The 24,447-nt window shown below is 68.2% G+C and carries 15 protein-coding genes and 1 pseudogene; 7 read left to right on the plus strand and 9 right to left on the minus strand.

Annotation, left to right across the window (positions count from 1 at the left end; translation table 11 throughout):
* Positions 1 to 303: 303 nt before the first annotated feature.
* The 8 genes and pseudogenes from dxs to ngcE all read right to left on the minus strand — a co-directional run bounded on the left by dxs (position 304) and on the right by ngcE (position 10,991).
* On the minus strand, positions 304 to 2,214 hold the full coding sequence (gene dxs / locus OF819_RS05780) for a 1-deoxy-D-xylulose-5-phosphate synthase (protein WP_267242328.1): 1,911 nt from the start codon (positions 2,212 to 2,214) through the stop codon (positions 304 to 306).
* A 225-nt stretch (positions 2,215 to 2,439) separates the two neighbouring features.
* The gene (locus OF819_RS05785) at positions 2,440 to 3,759 is read right to left on the minus strand and encodes a sugar ABC transporter permease (protein WP_267242251.1); all 1,320 of its coding nucleotides are present in this window, start codon (positions 3,757 to 3,759) and stop codon (positions 2,440 to 2,442) included.
* A gap of 77 nt (positions 3,760 to 3,836) precedes the next feature.
* Positions 3,837 to 4,613, minus strand: a pseudogene (locus OF819_RS05790) (ATP-binding cassette domain-containing protein); the annotation flags it as partial.
* A gap of 237 nt (positions 4,614 to 4,850) precedes the next feature.
* Complete coding sequence (locus OF819_RS05795) at positions 4,851 to 5,957, minus strand: sugar ABC transporter substrate-binding protein (protein ID WP_267242252.1); 1,107 nt, start codon at positions 5,955 to 5,957, stop codon at positions 4,851 to 4,853.
* A 134-nt stretch (positions 5,958 to 6,091) separates the two neighbouring features.
* Entirely contained in the window at positions 6,092 to 7,291 is a 1,200-nt protein-coding gene (locus tag OF819_RS05800) for an ROK family transcriptional regulator (RefSeq protein ID WP_267242253.1), read from the minus strand.
* 296 nt (positions 7,292 to 7,587) lie between these two features.
* A complete protein-coding gene (locus OF819_RS05805; RefSeq protein WP_267242254.1) occupies positions 7,588 to 8,532 on the minus strand; it encodes a carbohydrate ABC transporter permease in 945 nt (314 codons plus the stop codon).
* A gap of 12 nt (positions 8,533 to 8,544) precedes the next feature.
* Entirely contained in the window at positions 8,545 to 9,474 is a 930-nt protein-coding gene (locus OF819_RS05810) for a carbohydrate ABC transporter permease (protein WP_267242255.1), read from the minus strand.
* A 41-nt stretch (positions 9,475 to 9,515) separates the two neighbouring features.
* Entirely contained in the window at positions 9,516 to 10,991 is a 1,476-nt protein-coding gene (gene ngcE / locus OF819_RS05815) for an N-acetylglucosamine/diacetylchitobiose ABC transporter substrate-binding protein (protein WP_267242256.1), read from the minus strand.
* 469 nt (positions 10,992 to 11,460) lie between these two features.
* On the opposite strand from ngcE, the gene OF819_RS05820 reads away from it, so the two are divergent.
* Positions 11,461 to 15,321, plus strand: coding sequence for a GH92 family glycosyl hydrolase (locus OF819_RS05820; RefSeq protein ID WP_267242257.1), 3,861 nt, complete (start codon positions 11,461 to 11,463; stop codon positions 15,319 to 15,321).
* Positions 15,322 to 15,491: 170 nt separating this feature from the next.
* Positions 15,492 to 16,409, plus strand: a complete 918-nt coding sequence (locus OF819_RS05825) for an FG-GAP repeat domain-containing protein (RefSeq protein ID WP_267242258.1) — start codon at positions 15,492 to 15,494, stop codon at positions 16,407 to 16,409.
* Between the two features lie 119 nt (positions 16,410 to 16,528).
* On the opposite strand, the gene acnA is transcribed toward OF819_RS05825, so the two are convergent.
* A complete protein-coding gene (gene acnA / locus OF819_RS05830) occupies positions 16,529 to 19,255 on the minus strand; it encodes an aconitate hydratase AcnA (RefSeq protein WP_323748898.1) in 2,727 nt (908 codons plus the stop codon).
* Positions 19,256 to 19,559: 304 nt separating this feature from the next.
* On the opposite strand from acnA, the gene OF819_RS05835 reads away from it, so the two are divergent.
* From OF819_RS05835 to OF819_RS05855, 5 genes are all read left to right on the plus strand, one after another.
* Positions 19,560 to 20,312: a TnsA-like heteromeric transposase endonuclease subunit gene (locus OF819_RS05835; RefSeq protein WP_267242260.1), complete on the plus strand. Its 753-nt coding sequence runs from the start codon at positions 19,560 to 19,562 to the stop codon at positions 20,310 to 20,312.
* Positions 20,309 to 22,189, plus strand: a complete 1,881-nt coding sequence (locus OF819_RS05840; RefSeq protein ID WP_267242261.1) for a Mu transposase C-terminal domain-containing protein — start codon at positions 20,309 to 20,311, stop codon at positions 22,187 to 22,189. The genes OF819_RS05835 and OF819_RS05840 overlap by 4 nt, the downstream gene beginning before the upstream one ends.
* The gene (locus OF819_RS05845; protein ID WP_416370477.1) at positions 22,186 to 23,235 is read left to right on the plus strand and encodes a TniB family NTP-binding protein; all 1,050 of its coding nucleotides are present in this window, start codon (positions 22,186 to 22,188) and stop codon (positions 23,233 to 23,235) included. Before OF819_RS05840 ends, OF819_RS05845 begins: the two co-directional genes overlap by 4 nt.
* Positions 23,236 to 23,318: 83 nt before the next feature.
* Positions 23,319 to 23,855, plus strand: coding sequence for a hypothetical protein (locus OF819_RS05850; protein WP_267242262.1), 537 nt, complete (start codon positions 23,319 to 23,321; stop codon positions 23,853 to 23,855).
* 68 nt (positions 23,856 to 23,923) lie between these two features.
* Positions 23,924 to 24,427 carry a hypothetical protein gene (locus OF819_RS05855; protein WP_267242263.1) on the plus strand — a complete coding sequence of 168 codons (504 nt, stop codon included), beginning with the start codon at positions 23,924 to 23,926 and terminating at the stop codon, positions 24,425 to 24,427.
* The last annotated feature ends 20 nt before the right edge of the window (positions 24,428 to 24,447 follow it).

A 24,447-nucleotide genomic window follows, 5' to 3' on the forward strand; every position in this document is an offset into this window, starting at 1 on the left:
CAGCCGGCGGGACGCGCGGCGCTGCGCCCTTTGTGCACCGGGGCGCGGCAGCCGGCGCACACGTGCCATGGGCCGCGGCTTCCCGGCGGGGCACGGACGGGCTGCGGGCCGCCGCCTTCTCAGGCTGGGCGCCCGGCACGCCCCCGCGCCCCAGGACGTCGGCCCGCCGAGCACATGGACCGGAGCACTGCCCGGAGCACGGCCCCGAGCACTGCCGCAGGCAGGTCCGGCAGCGGCATGGACACAGCGCTGGGGCGTGGGCAGGCGGCCCACGCCCCAGCGTGTTCGATGCTCGGTCCGGCGTCAGTCGCGGGCCGGCTCCACCGCCTCGCTCTCGTAGCGGCCGTCCAGCTTGGCCACCAGGCCCGTGACCTGACGGGCGATGTCCGGGGCGGTCAGGCCGATCTCGGCGAGGACCTCCTTGCGGGAGGCGTGGTCGAGGAAGCGCGGCGGAATGCCGAAGTCGCGCAGCGGGACGTCGACGCCCGCGTCGCGCAGGGCCTGGGAGACCGCCGCGCCGACGCCGCCGACGCGGCAGTTGTCCTCGACGGTGACGACGACGCGGTGCCGCTCGGCCAGCGGCGCGAGCGCCTCGTCGACCGGCTTGACCCAGCGGGGGTCGACGACGGTCGCGGAGATGCCCTGGGCGTCGAGGAGTTCGGCGACCTCCAGACACATCGGGGCGAGCGCGCCGACGGAGACGATGAGGACGTCGGGCCGCTCGGCGTCCGCGGGCGTGCGCAGCACGTCCATGCCGCCGATCCGGCCGACGGCCTGGACCGCGGGGCCGACCGCGCCCTTGGAGAAGCGCACCACGGTCGGCGCGTCGTCGACCTCGACGGCCTCGCGGAGCTGGGCGCGCACCTGGTCGGCGTCGCGCGGGGCGGCGATCCGCAGTCCGGGGACGACCTGGAGGATGGACATGTCCCACATGCCGTTGTGGGACGCGCCGTCGGTGCCGGTGACGCCGGCCCGGTCGAGGACGAAGGTGACGCCGCACTTGTGCAGCGCCACATCCATCAGCACCTGGTCGAAGGCGCGGTTGAGGAAGGTCGCGTACACGGCGAAGACGGGGTGCAGCCCGCCGGTGGCGAGGCCGGCGGCGGAGACCGCGCCATGCTGCTCGGCGATGCCGACGTCGTACACCCGGTCGGGGAAGACCTTGGCGAACTTGTCGAGGCCGACCGGCTGGAGCATCGCGGCGGTGATCGCGACGACGTCCTCGCGCTCCTCGCCGAGCTTGACCATCTCCTCGCCGAAGACGGAGGTCCAGTCGAGGCCGGAGCTGGCGATCGGCAGCCCGGTGTCGGGGTGGATCTTGCCGACGGCGTGGAAGCGGTCGGCCTCGTCCTGAAGGGCGGGCTGGTAGCCGCGGCCCTTCTCGGTGAGGCAGTGGACGATGACGGGGCCGCCGAAGCGTTTGGCCCGCGACAGGGCGGACTCCAGGGCCTGAAGGTCATGGCCGTCGATGGGCCCGACGTACTTCAGCCCGAGGTCTTCGAACATGCCCTGCGGGGCGATGAAGTCCTTCAGGCCCTTCTTCGCGCCGTGCAGGGTGTCGAAGAGAGGCTTGCCGACGACCGGGGTGCGCTCCAGCACCTCCTTCGTACGGGCCAGGAAGCGCTCGTAGCCGTCGGTGGTGCGCAGGGTGGCGAGGTGGTTGGCGAGGCCGCCGATGGTGGGGGCGTAGGAGCGTTCGTTGTCGTTGACGACGATGACGAGGGGGCGGTCCTTGGCGTCCGCGATGTTGTTCAGCGCCTCCCAGGCCATGCCGCCGGTGAGCGCCCCGTCGCCGATGACGGCGACGACATGGTCGTCGCGCCCGAGGACCTCATTGGCCTTGGCCAGGCCGTCGGCCCAGCCCAGAACGGTCGAGGCGTGCGAATTCTCGATGACGTCGTGCTCGGACTCGGCGCGGGAGGGGTAGCCGGACAGGCCCCCCTTGGCCTTGAGCCGGGAGAAGTCCTGGCGGCCGGTGAGCAGCTTGTGCACATAGCTCTGGTGGCCGGTGTCCCACAGGACCTTGTCCCTGGGCGAGTCGAAAACCCGGTGCAGGGCGATGGTCAGCTCGACCACGCCGAGGTTCGGGCCCAGATGGCCGCCGGTCTTGGAGACGGCGTCCACGAGGAAGGTCCGGATCTCCGCGGCGAGCTGGTCGAGCTGCTCCGGGCTGAGCCGGTCCAGGTCGCGCGGTCCCCTGATGCGGGTCAGCAGCTCCCACCCGTCGCCCGCCACCGCCTTCGGCGGTCGCGGTTTGCGCGGCTGTTCCACCCTGCCTCCTTGCGTTGAGCATGCCGATCCGCCGAGTCTAGTGTTCCGTCGGCGGACATGGTCATCGGACTGTGCGTTCTACGTCACCCGTACGGCGCATGATGACGGGCACACAGCGGTGCCCGGCGTCGTCTCCCCACGCCGGGCACCGCTGTGAGCTGCCGTGTGTCAGGCGCGGCCCGCCGTCTTCTGCGTCTTGCGGGTGACGGAGTCGATGACGACCGTGATGAGCAGCACGGCGCCGGTGATCATGTACTGGACCGGGGTGCGGATGCCCTCCAGGGCCAGTCCGTACTGGATCGAGACGATCACCATGACGCCGAGCAGGGCGTTCCAGGTGCGGCCGCGGCCGCCGAAGAGGCTGGTGCCGCCGATGACGGCCGCCGCGATGACGTTCATCAGCAGTTCGCCGGTGCCGGCGCTCTGGTTGGCGGCGGCGATCTTGGAGGCCCAGAAGAGGCCGCCGATGGCGGCGAAGGTGCCGGCGAGGGCGAAGACGGAGATCCGGACCGCCGTGACATTGATGCCGGCGCGGCGGGACGCCTCGACGCTGCCGCCGAGCGCGAAGATCTTCCGGCCGTACGCCGTGCGGCGCAGCATGAAGTCCGTGCCCACCAGGACCGCGAGGAACAGCACCAGCGCCAGCGGCAGTCCCTTGTACTGGTTGAACATATAGGCGGCGGCGAAGGCGATGACCCCGAGCACCGCGGCGCGCAGCGCGATGTCGCTCAGCGGCCGGGCCGGGACTCCGGCAGCCTCACGGCGGCGGCTGTCCAGGAAGCCGGAGAGGAAGTACGCGGCCACGGCGAGGGCGGCCAGACCGTAGGCGGCGGCGACATCGGTGAAGAAGTACGTGGTCAGGCTGCCGACCACACCTTCGCGGTCGATGTTGATGGTGCCGGTGTCACCGAGGAGCTGGAGCATGAAGCCCTGCCAGAAGAGCAGGCCCGCCAGGGTGACGGCGAAGGCAGGCGCCCCGATTCTGGCGAAGAAGAAGCCATGGAGCGCGCCGATGACCGCGCCGCCCGCGACGGCGACGAGGAGGGCGAGCCATTCGTTCATGCCCTGGCTGACGCTGAGTACGGCGACGACCGCTCCGGAGACGCCGCTGACCGCGCCGACCGACAGATCGATCTCGCCGAGCAGCAGGACGAAGATCACGCCGACGGCCATCATGCCGGTGGCGACCATCGTGACGGCGATGTCGCTGAGGTTCTTGGCGGAGAGGAAGTTGGAGTTCAGGCTCTGGAAGATCGCCGCGATGACGATCAGTCCGACGACGACGGGGATGGAGCCGAGGTCGCCGGCGTGCAGCTTGCGCTTGAACTCCCCGAGGTATCCGGCGAAGCCCTGTTCGCGCACCAGCAGCCGGGGGTCGACGGCGGCGACGGCGGCGTGCGCCGCCTGGGGGTTCTGGACCTGGTGGTCCGTGTCCGCGGGCGCGCCGGCCGGGGTCGCCGTCGCGGTGGAGGTCTTCTCGGTGCTCACTTGTTCGCCTCCGCCTTCTCCGCGCTGTCCGCGCTGTCCGCGGTCTCCGCGCCCTCTGCGCTCTCTGTGGTCTTCGCCTCCGCGCTGCGCGCCGCGCGGCGGGTCACGGCGTTGTCCGTGGCGCCGGTGATGGCGGAGATGATCTCTTCCTGCGAGGTGTTCTTCACCTCGAAGACGCCGTTGTTCCGGCCGAGCCGCAGGACGGCCACCCGGTCGGCGACGGCCTTGACGTCGGCCATGTTGTGGCTGATGAGGATGACCGCATGGCCGCGCTCACGCAGCCGCTCGACCAGGTCGAGGACCTGGGCGGTCTGCTCGACGCCGAGCGCGGCGGTGGGCTCGTCGAGGATGACGAGCTTGGGCTCGCCGAGCATCGAGCGGGCGATGGCCACCGTCTGGCGCTGGCCGCCGGAGAGCGAGGCGATGGGGATGCGGACGCTGGGGATGCGGATCGACAGCGTGCTGAGCAGCTCGCGGGCGCGGCGCTCCATCTCGATCTCGTCCAGGACGCCGCGCTTGCGCAGCTCCCGGCCGAGGTAGAGGTTGCCGACGACGTCGATGTTGTCGCAGAGGGCGAGGTCCTGGTAGACGGTCGCGATGCCCAGGTCCTGGGCGTCGTGCGGCCGGCTGATCGTGACCGGGCGGCCCTCCCACTCGATGACGCCCTCGTCGATCGGGTGGACGCCGGCGATCGTCTTGACCAGCGTGGACTTTCCTGCGCCGTTGTCGCCGACCAGGGCGACCACCTCGCCGGCGTGGATCTCGAGCTCTACGTCGGTGAGCGCCTGTACGGCGCCGAACCGCTTGGAGACCCCTCGCAACGCCAGCACGGGCGTAGCGGACACGTGAACCATCTCCTTCGCCGCCTGACCGGCGGGGATTTCACCGCCTGACGGCGGGACGCCGCGCCCGACGGGGGTGGAGGGCGCGGAGGCTGAGCAGAAGTGTGCAGAAGTCTGCGGTGCTGCGAAAGACCATGGACGGTCGGACAGCAGATACGTTTCGCCCGGTGCTCCGCCCAGTTGCGGGGCTGGATGCGGTGCGGAGCACCGGGCGAGACCGAGGGGCGGCCCGAAGGGGGCCGGCCGGCCTTACTTCAGGCCGATCGCGTCACAGGCGGCCTTGTACTTGTCCGTGCAGATCTCCTGCACCGTGTAGACGCCGTCCTTGATGACGGTGTCCTTGATGTTGTCCTTGGTCAGCGAGACGACCGGGACCAGGACGGTGGGAACGCCCTTGGTCGTGGGGCTGTCCACGGAGTCCTTGGCGATGGAGTCGAGCTTCTCGCCCTTGGCCAGGGCGACGGCCATCTCGGCGGCGGCCGCGGCCTCGGGGGCGTACGGCTTGTAGACGCTCATGTACTGCTCGCCCGCCACGATCCGCTGCACGCCGGAGAGTTCGGCGTCCTGGCCGGTGACCGGCGGGAGCTTGGTGAAGCCGCCGCCCTGGAGGGCGGTGATGATGCCGCCCGCCATGCCGTCGTTGGCCGAGTAGACACCGACGATCTTGTCCTTGCCGAGGGCCGAGATCGCCGCCTCCATGTTGGAGTTGGCGTTCTCCGGCTTCCACTCCTTGGTGTCGTACTCCTTGCCGACGTTCACCTTGCCGTCGAGGACGGACTTGGCGCCCTTCTTGAACAGCGCGGCGTTCGGGTCGGTGATCGCGCCGTGCATCATCACGATCTGGCCGTCCTTGGCCTTGTCACCGAGCGCGTCAAGCAGCGCCTGGCCCTGGACGCGGCCGACCTCTTCGTTGTCGAAGGAGGTGTAGGCGTCGATCGGACCCTCGGCGAGGCGGTCGTAGGCGACGACCGGGATGCCGGCGTCCTTGGCCTTGTTGACGCTGCCGGCGATGGCCTTGGCGTCCACCGCGTCCAGGATCAGCACATCCACCTTGTTGGTGATCATGGTGTCGACCTGCTGCGACTGCAGGGTGGCGTCCTGCTTGGCGTTGGAGTAGACGACCTTGGCCTTGCCCCCCGTCAGCTCGCTGATCTTCTTCTCGATCAGCGGCTTGTCGAACTTCTCGTAGCGGGCGGTCTGGTTCTCGGGCAGGAGCAGACCGATGGTGAGGTCGTCGCCCTTCTTCTCACCGGCGGCCGGCTCCGTGGCCTTGTCGCCGGACTCCTTGGCGCTGCCACAGGCGGCGAGGGACACGGCCATCGCACCGGCTGCGACGACGACGGCTGCACGACGCATACGCGTGTTCATCTTTCGAAACCTCCCTGACGCGGCCGCGTCGTTGCGGCCGAGGTGGCTGGAAGTCAACTCGGCCCCGCCTCTGTCGTCAAGGAGTAAATTCTTAACGAGATGACAACGGTGCCATGTGTTCTCTAAGTGAACGCTGGACTACCGGACTGCAGCGCACTGTCCAGAAGGGTCGAATCGCCCATTTCGCTGAGTACGAGAGCGAGCGCGCCCAGCACTTCGGCCCGCCCGCCGAGGGCCCCGGGGGCCACCGACAGCTGCCGTGCGGCGCTGGGGATGGCATAGCGGGACACGGAGTCCCTGATGGGCCCCAGAACCAGCTCACCGGCCTCGGCCAGATCGCCGCCGAGCACCACCCTGCTGGGGTTCAGCAGGTTGCACAGGTTGGCCACACCGCTGCCGATATGACGGCCCACGTCCCCGATGACCCGGCGGCAGCCCGGATCGCCCTCGCGCGCGAGCTGGACCACGCGCTCCATGGTCAGATCGGCCCCGTGACCGGGCTGGAGCAGGGGCAGCACATAGCGGGCCGCGGCGAAGGTCTCCAGACAGCCGCGGTTGCCGCAGCGGCACACCGGGCCCGCCTCGTCCAGCGTGATGTGCCCGATCTCGCCCGCGGTGCCGCCCGGGCCGCGGTAGATCTGCCCGTCGATCACCAGACCGGCGCCGACGCCGGAGGCGACCTTGATATAGGCGAGGTCCTTCACCCCGCGGCCGCTCCCCCACACCAGCTCGCCCAGCGCGCCGAGGTTGGCGTCGTTGTCGACGTAGACCGGCGCGCCGAGCCTGGCGGAGAGCTCCTCGCTGGGGTTGATCCCGGTCCAGCCCGGCAGGATGGCGGTGGAGCCGAGCGTGCCGGACTCCACGTCGATCGGGCCCGGCACGCCGAGGCCCACGCCGATCACCTTGTCCTGGCCGATTCCGCAGCCCTCGATCAACCGCTTGACCAGCTGTTCCGCCCGGTCGAAGCCCTGCGCGGAGGAGGCGTCGACATCGAGCGGCTCGGCCTCCTCGGCCAGCACCTGGTGGGCGAGGTTGCCGACGGCCACCCGCAGATGCGTATGGCCGAAGTCGACGCCGATGACGATGCCCGCGTCACCGCTGAGGGAGACGCTGCGGGCCCGGCGGCCGCCCGCGGAGGTCGGGGTGACCTCGACCGTGCCGCCGTCCTTCAATTCGCGAACGATATTGGAGACCGTGGCGGCCGACAGGCCGGTGCTCCTGGCGATCTCGGCCTGGGTGAGCGAGCCCGCCATGCGCACGGCCCTGACGACCCGCTCAAGGTTGGCCCGGTGCAGTGATGTCTGCGACCCCGGAGTCTCCATTGACCCATCCACTCCTGCCCCCGGTGGGCGGCGCGACGGCCGCCCCCGGCCGGGTTCACCACGATGTGACCCGGCGTCTCTCCAACTTATGAACTCTAAGCTCAACTGGATGGGGCATATCGCGTCAAGACCTTGAGCGGGAGGAGAACCGTAAGGAGACCTCGCCGAGATCTGGCCTCCCCCGCCCGGGGGACGGGCGCAGCCGTCCGGCCGCACGCGTGCCCGTATGCGCACGCTGCGCATACGGGCGGTTCCCATGGGTCAGGGGTGTCAGCCGCGGGCCGGCCGCTCCTGCGTCACTTCAGCGTGCCCGCCGTGAGGCCGGACTGGACCTGGCGCTGGAACGACAGATACACGACCAGCATCGGGATCATGGCGATGGTCACCCCGGCGAACAGCACCGGAAGATCGCTGGCGTATCCCTGCTGCTGCTGGAGCTGCACCAGCCCCTGGGTGAGCAGATAGCGCTCGGGGTCGCTGTTGTCCCTGGGCTGCATCAGCACCACGGGCAGGATGTACTGGTTCCACTGGCCCAGTGCGTTGAAGATGCCCACGCTCAGCAGCCCCGGCTTTGCCATCGGCAGCATGACCTGGAAGAACGCCCGGGTGTGCGAGGCTCCGTCGATCACCGCCGCCTCGTGCACCGCCGTCGGCAGGGTGCGGAAGAAGGCGTGCATAAAGAACACCGTGAAAGGCATCGAGTAGGCGATGTAGACCAGGATCAGACCCTGATAGGTGTTCAGCATCCCGAACCGCTCGACCATGAAGTAGAGCGGGACGAGCGCCAGAAAGACGGGGAACATCGCCCCGCCGACGAAGAAGAAGTACAGGAAGCGGTTGCCCGGGAACTCATAGCGCGCCAGCACATATGCCGCCATGGACCCGAACAGCATGGTCAGCGGCACCGAGAAGGCGAGCACGATCACGGTGTTGGTGAAGTAGTCGCCGATGCCCTTGTCCCAGGCCCGTACGAAGACGTCGAAGGTCCAGTTGCCGGGCCAGCTCAGGGCGGAGCCGCCGATCTGGGCGTCGGTCTTGAAGGAGCTCAGCACAAGCCAGAGCAGCGGCAGCACGATCAGCACGGCCCACAGGGCCAGAAAGCCGTGCGAGAAGACATTGAGGGTGACGCCCTCGGTGGCGCGGTCGCCGGGGCGCACGGTCCGCCGGCCGCTCTTCGGCCCGCCCGCCGGGCCTGAAGCGCCCGGCTCGGCGGCGGCGGACTCCTTGGCAGTGATGCTCATCGCTCTCCCCGCTCAGAATTCGATGCGCTCGCGGCGGGTGGCGCGCAGCGTGACGACGGACAGGATCAGGGTCAGCAGCAGCATCACCACACCCATGGCGCAGGCGTAGCCGCTCTTTCCGAAGTACAGGAAGTTGCGCATCAGGACCGTGGCCATGACCTCGCTGTGGTGGTCGGGGCCGCCGCCGAACTGACCCGATGTCATGGTCGACACCAGGACGAACAGATCCATGGCGGTGATGCCGAGGTAGACCCAGGAGGTCTGCACCGACTCCCACAGCAGCGGGAGGGTGACCCGGAAGAACGTCTGGGCCCGGCCCGCGCCGTCCAGCAGGGAGGCTTCGTAGATCTCCCTGGGGATGGACTGCATGGCCGCGGAGAACAGCACCAGATAGAACCCGACGCCGTGCCAGACGACCACGGCCATCAGACACCACAGCACCAGAGAGGGCTCGTTGAGCCACTCGATGGGCCGGCCGGCGTCCACCAGCCCCGCTTTGACGAGCAGGCCGTTGAGCAGACCGCCCTGGTCGCTGCGGTAGACGGCGCCGAAGAGCACCGCGAGGATCGCCAGCGAGAGCACCTGCGGGAAGAAGTACACGATCTTGTAAAAGCCGGAGCCCTGGATGCCCTGGACTCCGCCCGCGCCGCCCCGGCCGCCCGCGTTGAGCATAAAGGCGAAGAAGAGGGCGAGCAGGATGGTGACCACCGGGATGAACACCAGGAACAGGATGTTGTGCCAGATCGCCCGCAGGAAGACATTGTCCTCAAGCAGTGCGGTGTAGTTGTCGAGGCCCACGAAGGAGAAGGTCTGCGACTGGCCCTTCCAGTCGGTGAACGAGTATCCGATCGTCTGGAGATACGGCCAGATCACAAAGATCAGATACAGCGCCACAGGAGCGAGAAGAAATCCCGTGACGAACTGGTGCTGCCCTTTTCGCATGGCATCCTGTCCCTGGTGTTCCGGGTGTTTCCGTCGCGCGCTCAGTCGCGCCGGTTGTCCTTGCTGTTCGGGTCCTTGGCCGCCTTGTCTACCGCGGCCTGGGCCCGCTTCAGCCACTCCGCCGGCTGGATGCGCTTGGCCATCAGCTCATTGGACGCGTTCTGGATCTCCACATCCATCTCGCTGTACCAGTTCGGGTACAGGTAGTTGAAGGTGTTCTCGCCCGCCGCCCGCACCGCGTCCACCGCCGACTTGGTGCCGGGCCGCAGCTCCACGCCCGGATCGACGCCGTCCTTGACGATGGTCAGCGAGTTCGCCTGCTGGGCGAAGATCGTCGACCACTCCTTGGAGAGCATGGAGCGCAGGAACTCCTGTCCCGCGGCCTTGTTCCCGGCCTTCTCCGGGACGATGAACGGCTCGCCGGCCCCGGCCCGGATCGCCTCGAAGGGCAGCGCACTGCCGGGCAGCAGCGGCATCGGCAGGAACGTCATCTCGAAGTCGTCCGGAGTCGTCTTCAGCTGCTCGTTCTCCAGCCAGGAGCCACAGGTGATGAACGCGGCCTTGTACTGGTTCCAGCGGGTCTGCGACTCGGTGTGCGTCAGGCCGTTGGTGCCGGGCATGAGATAGCCCTTCTCGACGACCTCGTAGACCGCCTCGACGGACTGCTTGGCGGCATCACTGCCGGCGAAGGCCTTCGGGTCAAGGTTGTCGATCGCCTTCATGGCGTCCAGACCGCCGAGTTTGGCGATCAGATCCATGATGGCCACATTGATGTAGTACGGGTGTTTGCCCTGGTGGGCGAGGCCGCCGATCCCCGCGTCCTTGGCTTCCTTGCAGACGGCGAGGAAGTCGTCCCAGGTCTTGGGCGGCGTCCAGCCCTTGTCCTTGAACAGCTTGCCCGAGTACCACAGACCCCAGACGGTGTAGACGTAGTTCAGCGACACGATCTTGCCGCCCTGCAGACCCTGCTCCGCGGCGCCGGGGATCAGGGTGTCCCGGACCTTCTTGGTGGGGTCGTCGAGGGAGGGGGCGTCCAGCACCGGGCCCAGATCGCTGAGCTGGCCGCTCTTGAACAGCACATCCAGCTTGATCTGCTGTGCGCCGGAGTTGTCCACGACATCCGGCGGGTTGCCCGCGTTGAACCGCGGCTGGAGCTTTCCGGTGATCTCCTGGGTGCCGAGGTGGGAGGAGGTGGTGCCCCACTTCTTGTCGAACGCGGCTTCCCACGCCTTGGCGTAGTCGTCGCCGTATCCGCCCTTGAAGATGACGACCTCGACCTTGCTTCCCTTGGCCACGCCGAAGGGGTTGTCCTTGGAGACCTTGCCCTTGGTCTGGCTTCCGCCCTCGTCACCGCCTCCGCCGGAGGCGCAGGCGGACAGAAAACTCATGGTCGGCACGGTGATCAGGCCGAGCGCTGCGGAACGCTTGATCAGATCGCGGCGGCCGGGGCCCCCGTGGCTCGGGGCCGCGTCGGTGCGAGCGGAGCCCTCATTGCTGTGGGCGGAGGTGGATCCCATGCTCAAGTCCTCGCCTTCTCCAGGACTCAGGCGGTGTACCGGTCGCCCGTCATGTCTCGCCTCAGGCGAAGGGCCCCGCCACCGCGGTCAGTTGCTGTGTATCCCTGAGGGAAACTCAGTGAAGCCGGTGTTGCGCACACGGACAGAAGCAAAACGTGTGGAGCTGGAACGTGTGGAGCTGGAAGGTATGGAACAGCCTTGCGGACGCCGACAGGTATAGTCCACTTCCCGCCGCCCGAGCAAGATCGAATGCAACTTTGGGCGGCAGTCTTTCCCGAGTTGAGACCTCGTGAACAGATGCCCCCTACAGACGCCGCCGTGACCCCGGCAGTCTTTACGGAACGGGTGATTCCGGCCGACGGCGCGCTCAACACCCTTGACACCGTACGGCACTTACCTCCCTACTAGAGCCTGCGCATCGACCTTGACAACGTTGTCCGCCATCGCCTCCACAGGAGGAAAGGCCGGAATGCATATGACTCCAACGGCCCATTCGGTCACCCTGACGGTGGCCGCGTCTCTGCTGGCGTTGACGGCGCAGTCGGCAGCCGTCGCCCTTCCGTCGCCGGCGGAGGGGGAACCAGCCGCCCGGGGCGCCTCCCCCGCCGTGTCCTTCGTCTCGTCGTTCGAGGACGGCGATCCACAGCCGGACTGGCGGCATGCCGTGGAAACCGAGGCGGACGGTCGGCCGCGGACGTCCGGCGTCGACGGCGGATTCACCGCCGGGATACCGGGCAATGTCACCGACCGGGTGACCGCGCTGCGCGCCAGCGGCGAGAACACCGGGGCAGGCGAGACCAAAGAGAATCTCGTCGACCTCCAGCCCAGCACCAAATGGCTGACATTCACCCCCACCGCCTGGATCGAGTTCGACACCGACGAACCCATCCACATCGCCAGATATGCGCTGACCTCCGCCAATGACTTCGCGGAGCGCGACCCCGCGGACTGGACGCTGAAAGGCTCCGCCGACGGCGAGCGGTGGACCGTCCTCGACACCCGCGAGGGCGAGTCGTTCGCCAAGCGCTTCGAGACAAAGACGTACGACGTCTCCCCCGGGCCCGCCGGGGCGACGCCGTACGCCCACTACCGGCTGGAGATCACCCGTAACAACGGCGCACCGGGCATCACACAGCTCGCGGATGTGCAGTTCTCCGACGGCGACAGCGGCACCCCGGCGCCACCGTCCATGCGCAGCCATGTGGACAGCGGCCCCGCCGGCTCCCCCACCGCCAAGGCCCGCGCCGGTTTCACGGGAAAGCGGGCACTGCGCTATGCCGGTTCACACAACCCGGACGGACGGGCCTACTCCTATAACAAGATCTTCGACGTCGACCTGCTCATCCGGCGGGACACGGAGCTGTCGTACCGGGTCTTCCCCTCCATGCCGGAGACGGATCTGAACTATCCGGCCACCCATGTCGCCGTGGATCTGGCTTTCACCGACGGGTCCTATCTCAGCGAACTGAAGGCGGCCGACTCCCATGGCGGGCCGCTCACCCCGCAGGGCCAGGGCGCGGCCAAGCGGCTGTACGCCAACCAGTGGAACCATGTGGCGTCGCGGATCGGCGCGGTCGCCGCGGGCAAGCGGGTCGACCGGATTCTGGTGGCGTACGACTCCCCCGAAGGACCCGCGAAGTTCCAGGGCTGGATCGATGACATCGCCCTGGCCCCGAAACCGCCCGAGCGGCCGCTCGCCCATCTGTCGGACTATGTGTCCACGGTCCGCGGCACCAACTCCAGCGGCTCGTACTCGCGCGGCAACGCCTTCCCCGCCACCGCCGTCCCGCATGGCTTCAACTTCTGGACCCCGGTGACCAACGCCGGCTCCCGGAGCTGGCTGTACGAGTACGCGCGCGCCAACAACGCGGACAATCTGCCGGCCCTGCAGGCGCTGAGCGCCAGCCATGAGCCCAGCCCCTGGATGGGCGACCGGCAGACGTTCCAGCTGATGCCGTCCGCGGCGGCCGGCGTCCCGGACACCTCCCGCACCGCGCGTGCCCTCCCCTTCCGCCATGACAACGAGACCGCGCGCCCGCACTACTACGGCGTGACGTTCGAGAACGGCCTGAAGGCGGAGATCGCCCCGGCCGACCATGCGGCGATGATGCGCTTCAGCTACCCCGGCGACGACGCGAGCGTCATCTTCGACAATGTCACCGCCGAGGGCGGGCTGACGCTGGACGCGGACTCCCGCTCCTTCACCGGCTACTCGGACGTCAAGAGCGGACTGTCGACCGGCGCGACCCGGATGTTCGTCTACGGCGTCTTCGACGCGCCGGTGGTCGACGCCGCCGCCGAGGGCGTCACCGGCCGCTTCCGCTTCGACGCGGGCCGGGACCGCACGGTGACGCTGCGATTGGCCACCTCGCTGATCAGCGTCGAGCAGGCGAAGCGGAACCTGTCCTACGAGATCCCCCGCACGATGCGCTTCGAGCAGGTGATGCGCCGGGCGCAGCGGCAGTGGGACCGGATTCTGGGGCGGGTACGGGTCGAGGGGGCCACCCGCGACCAGCTCACCACGCTCTACTCGGGTCTCTACCGGCTCTACCTCTATCCCAACTCCGGTTTTGAGAACACCGGCACACCGCATCGCCCGCGCCACCGGTACGCGAGCCCCTTCTCACCCGCCGAGGGCCCCGACAGCCCGACGCACACCGGAGCGAAGATCGTCGACGGCACGGTCTATGTGAACAACGGCTTCTGGGACACCTACCGGACGACCTGGCCGGCGTACTCCTTCCTGACCCCGCGCAAGGCGGGTGAGCTGGTGGACGGCTTCGTCCAGCAGTACAAGGACGGCGGCTGGATCTCCCGCTGGTCCTCCCCCGGCTATGCCGATCTGATGACCGGCACCAGCTCCGACGTCGCCTTCGCCGACGCCTATGTGAAGGGTGTGCGCTTTGACGCGGAAGCGGCGTATGAGGCGGCGTTGAAGAACGCGACGGTCGTGCCCCCGTCATCGGGGGTGGGCCGCAAGGGCATGGAGACCTCGCCGTTCCTCGGCTATGCCTCGACCCGGACCCATGAGGGCCTGTCCTGGTCGCTTGAGGGGTATCTCAACGACTACGGCCTGGCGAAGATGGGCGAAGCCCTCTACAAGAAGACAAAGAAGGCCCGCTACCAGGAGGAGTCGGCGTACTTCCGCAACCGGGCACGGAACTATGTGAAGCTGTTCGACTCCAGGGCCGGGTTCTTCCAGGGCCGCGGCCTGGACGGGTCCTGGCGGGTGGAGAGCGAGGCGTACGACCCGCGGGTGTGGGGCTATGACTATACGGAGACCAACGGCTGGGGCTATGCCTTCACCGCACCGCAGGACTCCCGCGGTCTGGCCAATCTCTACGGCGGCCGGGCGGGGCTCGGCCAGAAGCTGGACGCGTACTTCTCCACCCCGGAGACGGCGTCGCCGGAGTTCGTCGGCTCATATGGCTCGGTCATCCATGAGATGACGGAGGCGCGCGATGTCCGGATGGGCATGTACGGGCACTCCAACCAGGTCGCCCACCATGCCGCGTATATGTACAACGCCGCCGCGCAGCCCTGGAAGACGCAGGAGAAGGTCCGGGAGGTGCTCTCCCGTCTCTACGTCGGCAGTGAGATCGGGCAGGGATACCACGGCGACGAGGACAACGGCGAGCAGTCGGCCTGGTATCTCTTCAGCGCGCTGGGCTTCTATCCGCTGGTGATGGGCAGCGGGGAGTACGCGATCGGCTCGCCGCTGTTCACCAGGGCGACGGTGCGGATGGACAACGGCCGCACACTGGTGGTCCGGGCGCCGCGGAACAGCGCGGAGAACGTCTACGTCCAGGGCGTCCGGCTGAACGGCAAGCGGTGGACGTCCACCGCACTGCCGCACCGCCTGCTGGCGCGGGGCGGGGTGCTGGAGTTTGAGATGGGTCCGCGGCCGTCGTCGTGGGGGACGGGGCCGGGCGCCGCCCCGGTGTCCATCACCGCGGATGACGCGGCCCCGTCGCCGCGTGCGGACGCCCTGCGGCGGTCCGGTCCGCTGACCGACGACTCCTCGGCGACGACCGCGGAGTTCACGGCGGCGGCGGAACTGCCCCTGCGCGAGGACGCCGCCGGGAAGCCCGTCGTCCAGTACACCCTGACCTCGTCCGCCGCGGCGCAGGCTCCCACGGGCTGGACGCTGCAGGGCTCACGGGACGGCACAGCCTGGCAGACCCTGGACCGGCGCTCGGGCGAGTCATTCGTCTGGGACCGGCAGACCCGCGCCTTCACCGTCGCCCGGCCGGGGACGTACACGCACTACCGCCTGGTCCCGACGGGCGGCCCCGAGGCGGTGCTGGCGGAGGTGGAGCTGCTCTCGTAGAGGCGTTGTACGGGCGTCCGGGGCGCGAGCGCCGTTCACTTGTCCGACGCGCCTGCTTCCGAAACTCGTTGACATGTGAAGATGCCGTGGGAAAGATCCCACAGGTACTCGTGGGCGGCCCCTCTTCAGGAGCCGCCCACGTCGATTCGACGTGAAAACGGAGAAAATACGTGGCCAAACTCTCTGGCCTCAAGCGCGGCCGGGCGCTGTCCCGTGTCGCCGTGGCGGCGATAGCCGCCGCCCTTGTCACCACCTCGACCGGTGCCGTCGCCGCGGAGAACCCGGACGAGGCGCTGGGCGCGGCCGCCGGCGCGCAGGAGCGGAGCGGCGTCCAGGCCACCGGTGCGGCCTCGCAGGGGGCCGTCATCCAGGGGCTGTTCGGCGCCAGCGGCGGCACCCTGTACTGGTACGAGCCCAACGGCAGCGGCGGTTACGAAGCCCGCGAATGGCTCACCGACGACTGGGGTGTCTTCAAGAACGCCGCCCAGACGGACAACGACGCCGACGGCGTCACCGACGGCATGTGGCACTGGGACAACGGCGGCGCCCTGTACTTCGGGGGCGAGAACACAGACTTCTACCGCGTCGGCGGTGGCTGGAACATCTACAACCGCGTGTTCTCCCCGGGCAACCTGGGCGGCGCCAGCGGCTATGACCTGCTGGCCCGGGACAGCTCCGGCAATCTGTACCTCTACCTCGGCTACGGCGACGGCAAGGTGACCTCCCGCGCCAAGGTCGGCTGGGGCTGGAACATCTACACCCAGATCGCCGGCCTCGGCGACGTGACCGGCGACGGCAAGGCCGACGTCGTCGCCCGGGACAAGGCGGGCGTGCTCTGGCTCTACCAGGGCACCGGCAACTGGAAGAACCCGCTCAGCAAGCGCACCAAGATCGGCGGCGGCTGGAACACGTACAACAGCCTCGTGGGCGTCGGCGACATCGACTTCGACGGCGTCTCGGACCTGGTGGCCCGCGACCACCAGGGTGCGCTGTGGCGCTACTCCGGCACGGGCAGCGCGGCGGCCCCGTACAAGCCGCGGGTCAAGATCGGCACCGGTGGCTGGAACGCCTACCGTCTGATGTTCTGACCTGGCTCTGACCGCCCGGCGGGCGGTCAGAGCAGACGAACGGGCCGCACCCCTGCTGAGGAGTGCGGCCCGTTCCGGTGTCCGGTGTCTTCCGGCGTGCGCCTCTGGGGCGCTGACCGTTACTTGCGGATCAGGTTGCGCAGCACGTACTGCATGATGCCGCCGTTGCGGTAGTAGTCCGCCTCGCCCGGGGTGTCGATGCGGACGACCGCGTCGAACTCCACGCCCGTGTCGGTGGTGACCTTGACCGTGCGCGGGGTGGTGCCGTTGTTCAGCTCGGTCACGCCCGTGATGGAGAAGGTCTCCTCGCCGGTCAGGCCGAGGGCCTCGGCGGACGCGCCCTCCGGGAACTGGAGCGGGAGGACGCCCATGCCGATGAGGTTGGAGCGGTGGATGCGCTCGTAGGACTCGGCGATGACGGCCTTGACGCCGAGCAGCGCGGTGCCCTTGGCCGCCCAGTCGCGGGAGGAGCCGGAGCCGTACTCCTTGCCGGCCAGGACGACCAGCGGGATGCCCTGCTCGATGTAGTTGCGGGAGGCGTCGTAGATGAACGAGACCGGGGCCGCGTCAGCGGTCGCGGCCTGGGTGAAGTCGCGGGTGTAGCCGCCCTCCGTGCCCGGCGCGATCTGGTTGCGCAGGCGGATGTTGGCGAAGGTGCCGCGGATCATGACCTCGTGGTTGCCGCGGCGCGAGCCGTAGCTGTTGAAGTCGCGGCGGGCGACGCCGTGCTCGGTGAGGTACTGGCCGGCCGGGGTGTCGGCCTTGATGGCGCCGGCCGGGGAAATGTGGTCGGTGGTGACCGAGTCGCCGAGCTTGGCCAGCACCCGGGCGCCGGCGATGTCCTCGACCGGGGCGGGGTCCATCGTCATGCCCTCGAAGTACGGGGGCTTGCGCACATACGTCGACTCGGCGTCCCACTCGAAGGTGTTGCCGGTCGGGATCGGCAGGGCCTGCCACTGGGCGTCGCCGGCGAAGACGTCGGAGTAGGACTTGGTGAACATGTCCTCGCCGATGGCGTTGGCGACGACATCGTTGACCTCGGCCTCGGTCGGCCAGATGTCCTTGAGGTAGACCGGGTTGCCGTCCTGGTCGATGCCCAGGGCGTCCTTGGTGATGTCCACCTTCATGGAGCCGGCGAGGGCGTAGGCGACCACCAGCGGCGGGGACGCCAGGTAGTTCATCTTGACGTCGGGGTTGATCCGGCCCTCGAAGTTGCGGTTGCCGGACAGCACGGAGGTGACGGCCAGGTCGTGGTCGTTGACGGCCTTGGAGACCTCCTCCGGCAGCGGGCCGGAGTTGCCGATGCAGGTGGTGCAGCCGTAGCCGACGAGGTTGAAGCCGACCTTGTCCAGGTACGGGGTGAGGCCCGCCTTGTCGAAGTAGTCGGTGACGACCTTGGAGCCCGGGGCGAGGGTGGTCTTCACCCACGGCTTGCGGGTCAGGCCCTTCTCGACCGCCTTCTTGGCCACCAGCGCGGCGGCGACCATGACATACGGGTTGGAGGTGTTGGTGCAGGAGGTGATCGCGGCGACCGTGACCGCGCCGTGGTCGATCTCGTAGGTCGAGCCGTCGGGGGCGGTGACCAGGGTCGGGCGGGTCGGCACGCCGTTGTGCTCGGCCGGGGCGTCGGAGGCCGGGAAGGACTCCTTGCCCGCCTCGTCGACGTCGTCCACATAGTTGCGGACGTCCTGCGCGAACTGCTGCGCGGCCTGGGCCAGGACGATGCGGTCCTGCGGGCGCTTCGGTCCGGCGATCGACGGCACGACGGTGGAGAGGTCGAGCTCCAGCTTCTCGGAGAAGTCCGGCTCGGCGGCCGGGTCGAGCCACAGGCCCTGCTCCTTGGCGTAGGCCTCGACCAGCGCGACCTGCTGCTCGCTGCGGCCCGTCAGACGCAGGTAGTTGAGGGTCTCGCCGTCGATCGGGAAGATCGCGGCGGTGGAGCCGAACTCCGGCGACATATTGCCGATGGTGGCGCGGTTGGCGAGCGAGGTGGCGGCGACGCCCTCGCCGTAGAACTCGACGAACTTGCCGACGACACCGTGCTTGCGCAGCATCTCGGTGATGGTGAGCACCAGGTCGGTGGCGGTGGTGCCGGGCTGCAGCTCACCGGTGAGCTTGAAGCCGACGACGCGCGGGATGAGCATCGAGACCGGCTGGCCGAGCATCGCGGCCTCCGCCTCGATGCCGCCCACGCCCCAGCCGAGGACGCCGAGGCCGTTGACCATCGTGGTGTGCGAGTCGGTGCCGACGAGCGTGTCGGGGTAGGCCTGGCCGTTCCGGACCATGACCGTACGGGCCAGGTGCTCGATGTTCACCTGGTGGACGATGCCGGTGCCGGGCGGGACGACCTTGAACTCGTCGAACGCGGTCTGGCCCCAGCGCAGGAACTGGTAGCGCTCACGGTTGCGGCCGTACTCCAGCTCCACGTTCTGCGCGAAGGCTTCGCTGCTGCCGAACTTGTCCGCGATGACGGAGTGGTCGATGACCAGCTCGGCCGGGGCCAGCGGGTTGATCTTCGCCGGGTCGCCGCCGAGCTCCTTGACGGCCTCACGCATGGTGGCGAGGTCCACGACACACGGAACGCCGGTGAAGTCCTGCATGATCACGCGGGCGGGCGTGAACTGGATCTCCTGGCTGGGCTGCGCCTGGGAGTCCCAGCCGCCGAGCGCCCTGATGTGGTCGGCGGTGATGTTCGCACCGTCCTCGGTGCGCAGCAGGTTCTCCAGCAGCACCTTCAGACTGTAGGGAAGGCGAGCGGAGCCCTCGACCTTGTCCAGCCTGAAGATCTCGTACGACTCGTCGCCCACGCGCAGCGTGCTGCGGGCGTCGAAGCTGTTCGCCGACACGACAGTCTCCTTCATCAATGTGCGCGTATCTCACCGCATCCTGCCGCCCGGGGTCTTCACCCATCCGCTAAGGTGAGGCTAAGTTAGGTAACCCTTAGCGGACTCTCCCGACGGAAGGTGACGCGGCACGCCTTCGGCAGATATCTCGATGTCGAGATAACTCTAGTACATGACCGCCGCCCGGTCATGCCCGGGCACGCCTGTCCGCTGTCATCCAATCGAGGCGTTTACTCAGCGAACTCAGTCGTTCGGGCTGCTGTCTCAGTGAACCTAGTCGTGAGCGTGATCGCACTGGGGGTGCTGGATGGCTGTACCGGCTGGGGTGGATCTTGCAGGGCCGTACGTCGAGCTGTCGTACGTGGATGCCGTACGCGAGCGTCAGCGGCGGCCGATCCTGGACTGCGTGACAGCCCGCTTCGAGGATGTCGCTCCGGTGCGGCCGTTTCGGTGGTCACGTGGTGAGCGTCACTTCGCTGGCTGGTACTGGGCGGCCACGAATGGGCAGCACGTCGGCTTCGAGTCGTGGCTGGAAAGGGACAGCCTCCTGCTGATGGACTTCGATCCCAAGGTGGTGGGGATCGCTTCTCAGCCGTTCTGGCTGCACTGGCATGACGGCGAACGAGAGCGTCGGCACGCCCCGGACTACTTCGTGCGCCGTGGAGACGGCTCGGCGGTGGTCATCGATGTCCGTGTGGATGAGCGGATCGAGCCGAAGGACGCCGAAGCGTTCGAGGTGACGCGCCTGGCCTGCACCCAAACCGGGTGGAGGTTCGAGCGGCTGGGGACGCCGGACGAGGTGCTGCTGGCAAATGCCCGGTGGCTGTCGCGATACCGACATCCCCGATGCCTTACCGGCCTGGCCGCGGCTCGGCTCCGGGAGGTCTTCGCGACGCCGGGGCCGCTGATGGCCGGGGCGGATGCGGCCGGGGACCGCCTGGCGACGCTGCCCGTACTGTTCCACCTGCTCTGGCGCCAGGAGCTGACCGCTGAGGATATGGCGGCCCAGCTGCTGGGACCCCGCACGATCGTGAGCCTGGCGGATGCGAGGGCCCGATGACCGGGAAGAAGCGAGTGCCACCGACGGCCCGAATCGCGGAGTTCCCCAAAGCGGCCGCCGACCAGGCCCGCTGGTGGGAGAGGCACATCCTGGAGGTCCTGAACGGTCTGCCGCCGGACGCTCCGAAAGGGGCGAAGCCGCGGCCAGAGTTCGACCCGAGAGTGCACTCGCTGGCCCAGCGGGAGCGGGCCAAGGCGGCCGAGCTGACGGCAGCCGGTCACAAGGTGTCGACCAGTGGGATCAAGCAGCGGCGCCAACGCTACCAGCGGGACGGGCTGGTCGGGCTGGCGGACGGCCGGTCGGCTAAGCAGATGCCGGCCTTCGGGCAGGTCGACGGGGCAGTGGTGGAGGCGATGCGGCAGGCAATCATCGAGACCGCCGACGCATCGACAAGAACCATCGGGTTCATCATCTGGCGGACCAAGCAGATCCTCACCGACCGGGAGGAAACTGCTGCAGTTGAGCTGCCGTCACGGGCCACGCTCTACCGGCTGTTCGAGAAGCTGGCCGCAGGCACCCACGTCACCGGGTCGGCCCGCACGCGCCGCTCGGTTAACGCGCGACCGCCGGGACCGTTCGGTGAGCTGCCGGCCAGTGCCCCGGGCGAGCTGATGCAGATTGACTCCACGCCGCTGGATGTGCTGGTGCGGTTGGATGACGGGATTGCCGAGAAGGTCGAGCTGACGGCCATGGTTGACATCGCCACGAAGTCGATCACCGCGGCGGTGCTGCGGCCCACCACAAAGGCCGCGGATGCCTCCGCGGTTCTGGCCCGAAGCGTCACACCGGAGACGATGCGTCCGGGCTGGCCAGAGGCCCTGCGGATGTCCCACTCGGTGCTGCCGCACCGGCGGCTGCTGAGTATCGACGAGCGCCTGGAGCACGCGGCCGCCCGACCGGTGATTGTTCCGGAGACCATCGTCTGCGACCACGGCAAGGTGTTCGTCTCGCACAACTTCCGGGCGTCCTGCCGCTATCTGGGTATCAACCTGCAACCGGCCCACAAGGCGACGCCGACCGACAAGGGCACGATCGAGAAGACGCTTGGCTCGGTGGCGACGCTGTTCGCCCAGTTCGTCGCCGGTTACACCGGCTCGACCACGGACCGCCGCGGCCGGAAACTAGAAGACGGGCCGCTGTGGTCGCTGCCCGAACTTCAGAGCCTTCTCGACGAGTGGGTCATCGCCTGCTGGCAGACCAGGCCCCATGACGCATTGCGCGACCCGGATTCACCGGCGCGGGCGTTCTCTCCGAACGAGAAGTACGCGACTCTACTTGAGTCCTGCGGCTACGTTCCGGTTCCGCTCGGCGCCGATGACTACGTCGAGCTGCTGCCCGAGCGCTGGCAGGCGATCAACGCCTATGGCATCCGCATCAAACACCGCATCTACGACAGCGCGGAGTTGAATCCTTTTCGCCGCCAGCACTCCGGAGTGGCGGCGAAGAAGGGCCTGTGGGAGATCCACCACGACCCCTACGACGTCTCGCGGATCTGGGTACGCGACCGCCAAGGCGAACGTTGGATCACCGTCTTCTGGAAGCAGCTACACCGCGTCGGCGTACCGTTCGGCGAGCTGGCCTGGGACCGGGCCTGTGAGCAAGTCTCCGGAGGCACCGAGGAACAGATCGCCGATGCCGTCAGTGCTCTGCTGCGGCGAGCCCACGACGGCCCCGGCGCCAAGGAGGACCCCCCGGCCACGCGTTCCAGACGTGACCGCCGGGCCGCCGCCCGCACCCGGGTGACCGCCGGGGACCGACCGGTTCCCGACACGCCATCCACCGAGCCCACACACGACGACGGGACGGACATCCATCTCGCCGAAGTCATCCCGCTGGGCCTCTTCGACCCGCTCGCCAACCCTTGGAGGCGCCCGTGACCCGTTCCGAAGCGGCGGCCCAGCACCCCACGTTGCAGGATGCCGATGCCGATGCCAACCGACAATTGACCACCTTGGACGGATGGCGCAGGTTCGTCGATGGCCCTCCTGCAGCCCCAGTGTTGCTTGCCCCTGATGATCTAAAGCGACTGTCCCTGGCTGACCGAATTCTCTACGACGAGGACCGGCTTGACCATCACGCCCGCATGCTCACGGTCGCCACGTCTTTTGTCGAGAAAACGGTGATCTGCGGCCGTCGGCTGGTCCTTCTCAACCGCCACGCGATCAGTGCCCGCCGCGGACTGATGGTCTCCGGGCCACCCGGCACAGGAAAGACGAGCGCTATCTCCCAGCTCGGACGTTCTCATGAGCTTCTCGACCGGGATCGTCACCCGAATGTCTCGGACCGCATTCCCGTGCTCTACATCACGGTCCCGCCCGCCGCGACTGCTCGCATGGTTGCCGCGGAGTTTGGTCGCTTCCTGGGCCTGCCGGTGCGGCACCGATCGAATATGACGGACATCATCGAGGCTGTGGTCGGCGTATGCACCGATACCCGCACCGGCCTCGTGCTCGTTGACGAGGTCCACAACATCTCGCAGGTCACCCGGGCGGGCGCCGAAGTCTCCGACACCCTCAAGTACTTCTCTGAACGTATCCCTGCAACATTCGTCTACGCGGGCATCAGCCTGGAAACCAGCGAGCTGCTTGCCGGCACACGGGGCGCCCAGATCGCGGGTCGTTTCACCCTCGTCCCTACCCGCCCCTTTCCCTACGGCGACGAATGGAAAGGATTGGTCGCAACGCTGGAGAAAACCTTGCTCCTGCACGACCATCCACAGGGCAGCCTGGTCAAACTGGACCGGCATCTCCACAGACGCACTGGAGGGATGATCGGCGCGCTCTCCCACGCGATCCGGGGTGCTGCCATCGACGCGATCCTCAACGGCACGGAACGCGTCACAAAAGCGGGGATCGACTCGATCCCCCTGGATCACGCCGCAGAAGCCTCCGCGCCACTTCACGCAAAGGCATCCCCGTGCTGACAGGGACCATCGACCATCCGCGCCCACTCCCCGTCCAGGTTTCGCCCCGCTTTGGGGAAACCACGGACTCTTACATTCGACGTATGGCCCGTGCCAACCATCTGAAGCCCAGCTACCTGCACGAATACCTCTGCGGACCGCCCTACTGGTTCGGGAAGCCGATTCTCGATCGTCTCGCTGCGGTCTCTGGCCGGAGCCCCGATGCCCTGGACCGCGCTCTTGCCGATGCCAGCTCACGTCGGGGACGTTTCAAACCAACAGCACGCTATGCGAGGAGGTTCCCTTTCCATGGCCGCCGCGACCTCCGATACCGCATAGCCCGTGACGCCTACAGGGGTGTGCCAATGCGGCTGCTCGCACAGCGCCATGGCGTCCAGAGATGGGTCGTCCACCGGGCGCTGGACACGGCTCAGCCGCTCCTGCCAGGGACGCGTCGAGGCGCCGACCCGATCAGCAGCGAAATCTCCGATCTCCTCGAAGGCATGATCGCTGGCGGCCTCAACACGAGACAGATGTGGGCCGAACTCCTGGACAACCACGAATACTCGATCTCCTACGGCGCACTCGCCTATCACCTCCGGCGTACCCGGTCATGGCAGCAGCGCCTCAGCCAGGCTTGAGGCATGCCCACATGTTGAGGTGTCGCATATTCGCGGTTGCCGGATCAGTCGGGCAGAACGAGTACGCCGTGCTGCAACCTCTCCTCCTCGAACAGGTCGACCGCTCCGTCGCGGCTGCGACAACGCCGGCGGCGCGGCTCGTCCCCGCCCTCGCGGCGGTCCACGCCGCCCGCGTTGCCCAGATCGCCGCCCTCGTGCTCGACGACGTCGATCTCGGCAACCGCCGGCTGACCATCGCCGGACGCGCCCGGCTTCTCGACGACCTCACCCTGAAACTCCTGACGGACTGGCCGGGCCGCCGGCGCCGCCGGTGGCCCAGCACCGCGAACCTCCACCTGCTGATCAACAACCAGACCGCCAACACAACCAATCGGGCCAGCAACCACTGGATCAGCGCTCCGATGCGAGGACAGGACGCCACCTTGGAGCGGCTCCGCGTCGACCGGCAACTCGAAGAAGCCCTGACCCACGGGCCCCGACCCACTCCATCTCGCGAAGGTCTTCGGGCTCGACGAGAAGACCGCAATGCGCTACGCGGAATCCGCACGAGCCCTGGCGGAACTGGCTGTTGAGACCGGCTCGGGCCCGGATT

The organism is Streptomyces sp. PR69 (assembly GCF_026420845.1).
Lineage (GTDB): Bacteria > Actinomycetota > Actinomycetes > Streptomycetales > Streptomycetaceae > Streptomyces.

What these genes read in the sequence shown, in the direction of transcription:
- OF819_RS05795 (WP_267242252.1), bottom strand. Translation starts at nt 5,957, where the DNA reads ATGCGTCGTGCAGCCGTCGTCGTCGCAGCCGGTGCGATGGCCGTGTCC.
- ngcE (WP_267242256.1), bottom strand. Translation starts at nt 10,991, where the DNA reads ATGGGATCCACCTCCGCCCACAGCAATGAGGGCTCCGCTCGCACCGAC.
- OF819_RS05850 (WP_267242262.1), top strand. Translation starts at nt 23,319, where the DNA reads ATGGCCCGTGCCAACCATCTGAAGCCCAGCTACCTGCACGAATACCTC.
- OF819_RS05810 (WP_267242255.1), bottom strand. Translation starts at nt 9,474, where the DNA reads ATGCGAAAAGGGCAGCACCAGTTCGTCACGGGATTTCTTCTCGCTCCT.
- OF819_RS05800 (WP_267242253.1), bottom strand. Translation starts at nt 7,291, where the DNA reads ATGGAGACTCCGGGGTCGCAGACATCACTGCACCGGGCCAACCTTGAG.
- OF819_RS05805 (WP_267242254.1), bottom strand. Translation starts at nt 8,532, where the DNA reads ATGAGCATCACTGCCAAGGAGTCCGCCGCCGCCGAGCCGGGCGCTTCA.
- OF819_RS05840 (WP_267242261.1), top strand. Translation starts at nt 20,309, where the DNA reads ATGACCGGGAAGAAGCGAGTGCCACCGACGGCCCGAATCGCGGAGTTC.
- OF819_RS05820 (WP_267242257.1), top strand. Translation starts at nt 11,461, where the DNA reads ATGCATATGACTCCAACGGCCCATTCGGTCACCCTGACGGTGGCCGCG.
- OF819_RS05835 (WP_267242260.1), top strand. Translation starts at nt 19,560, where the DNA reads ATGGCTGTACCGGCTGGGGTGGATCTTGCAGGGCCGTACGTCGAGCTG.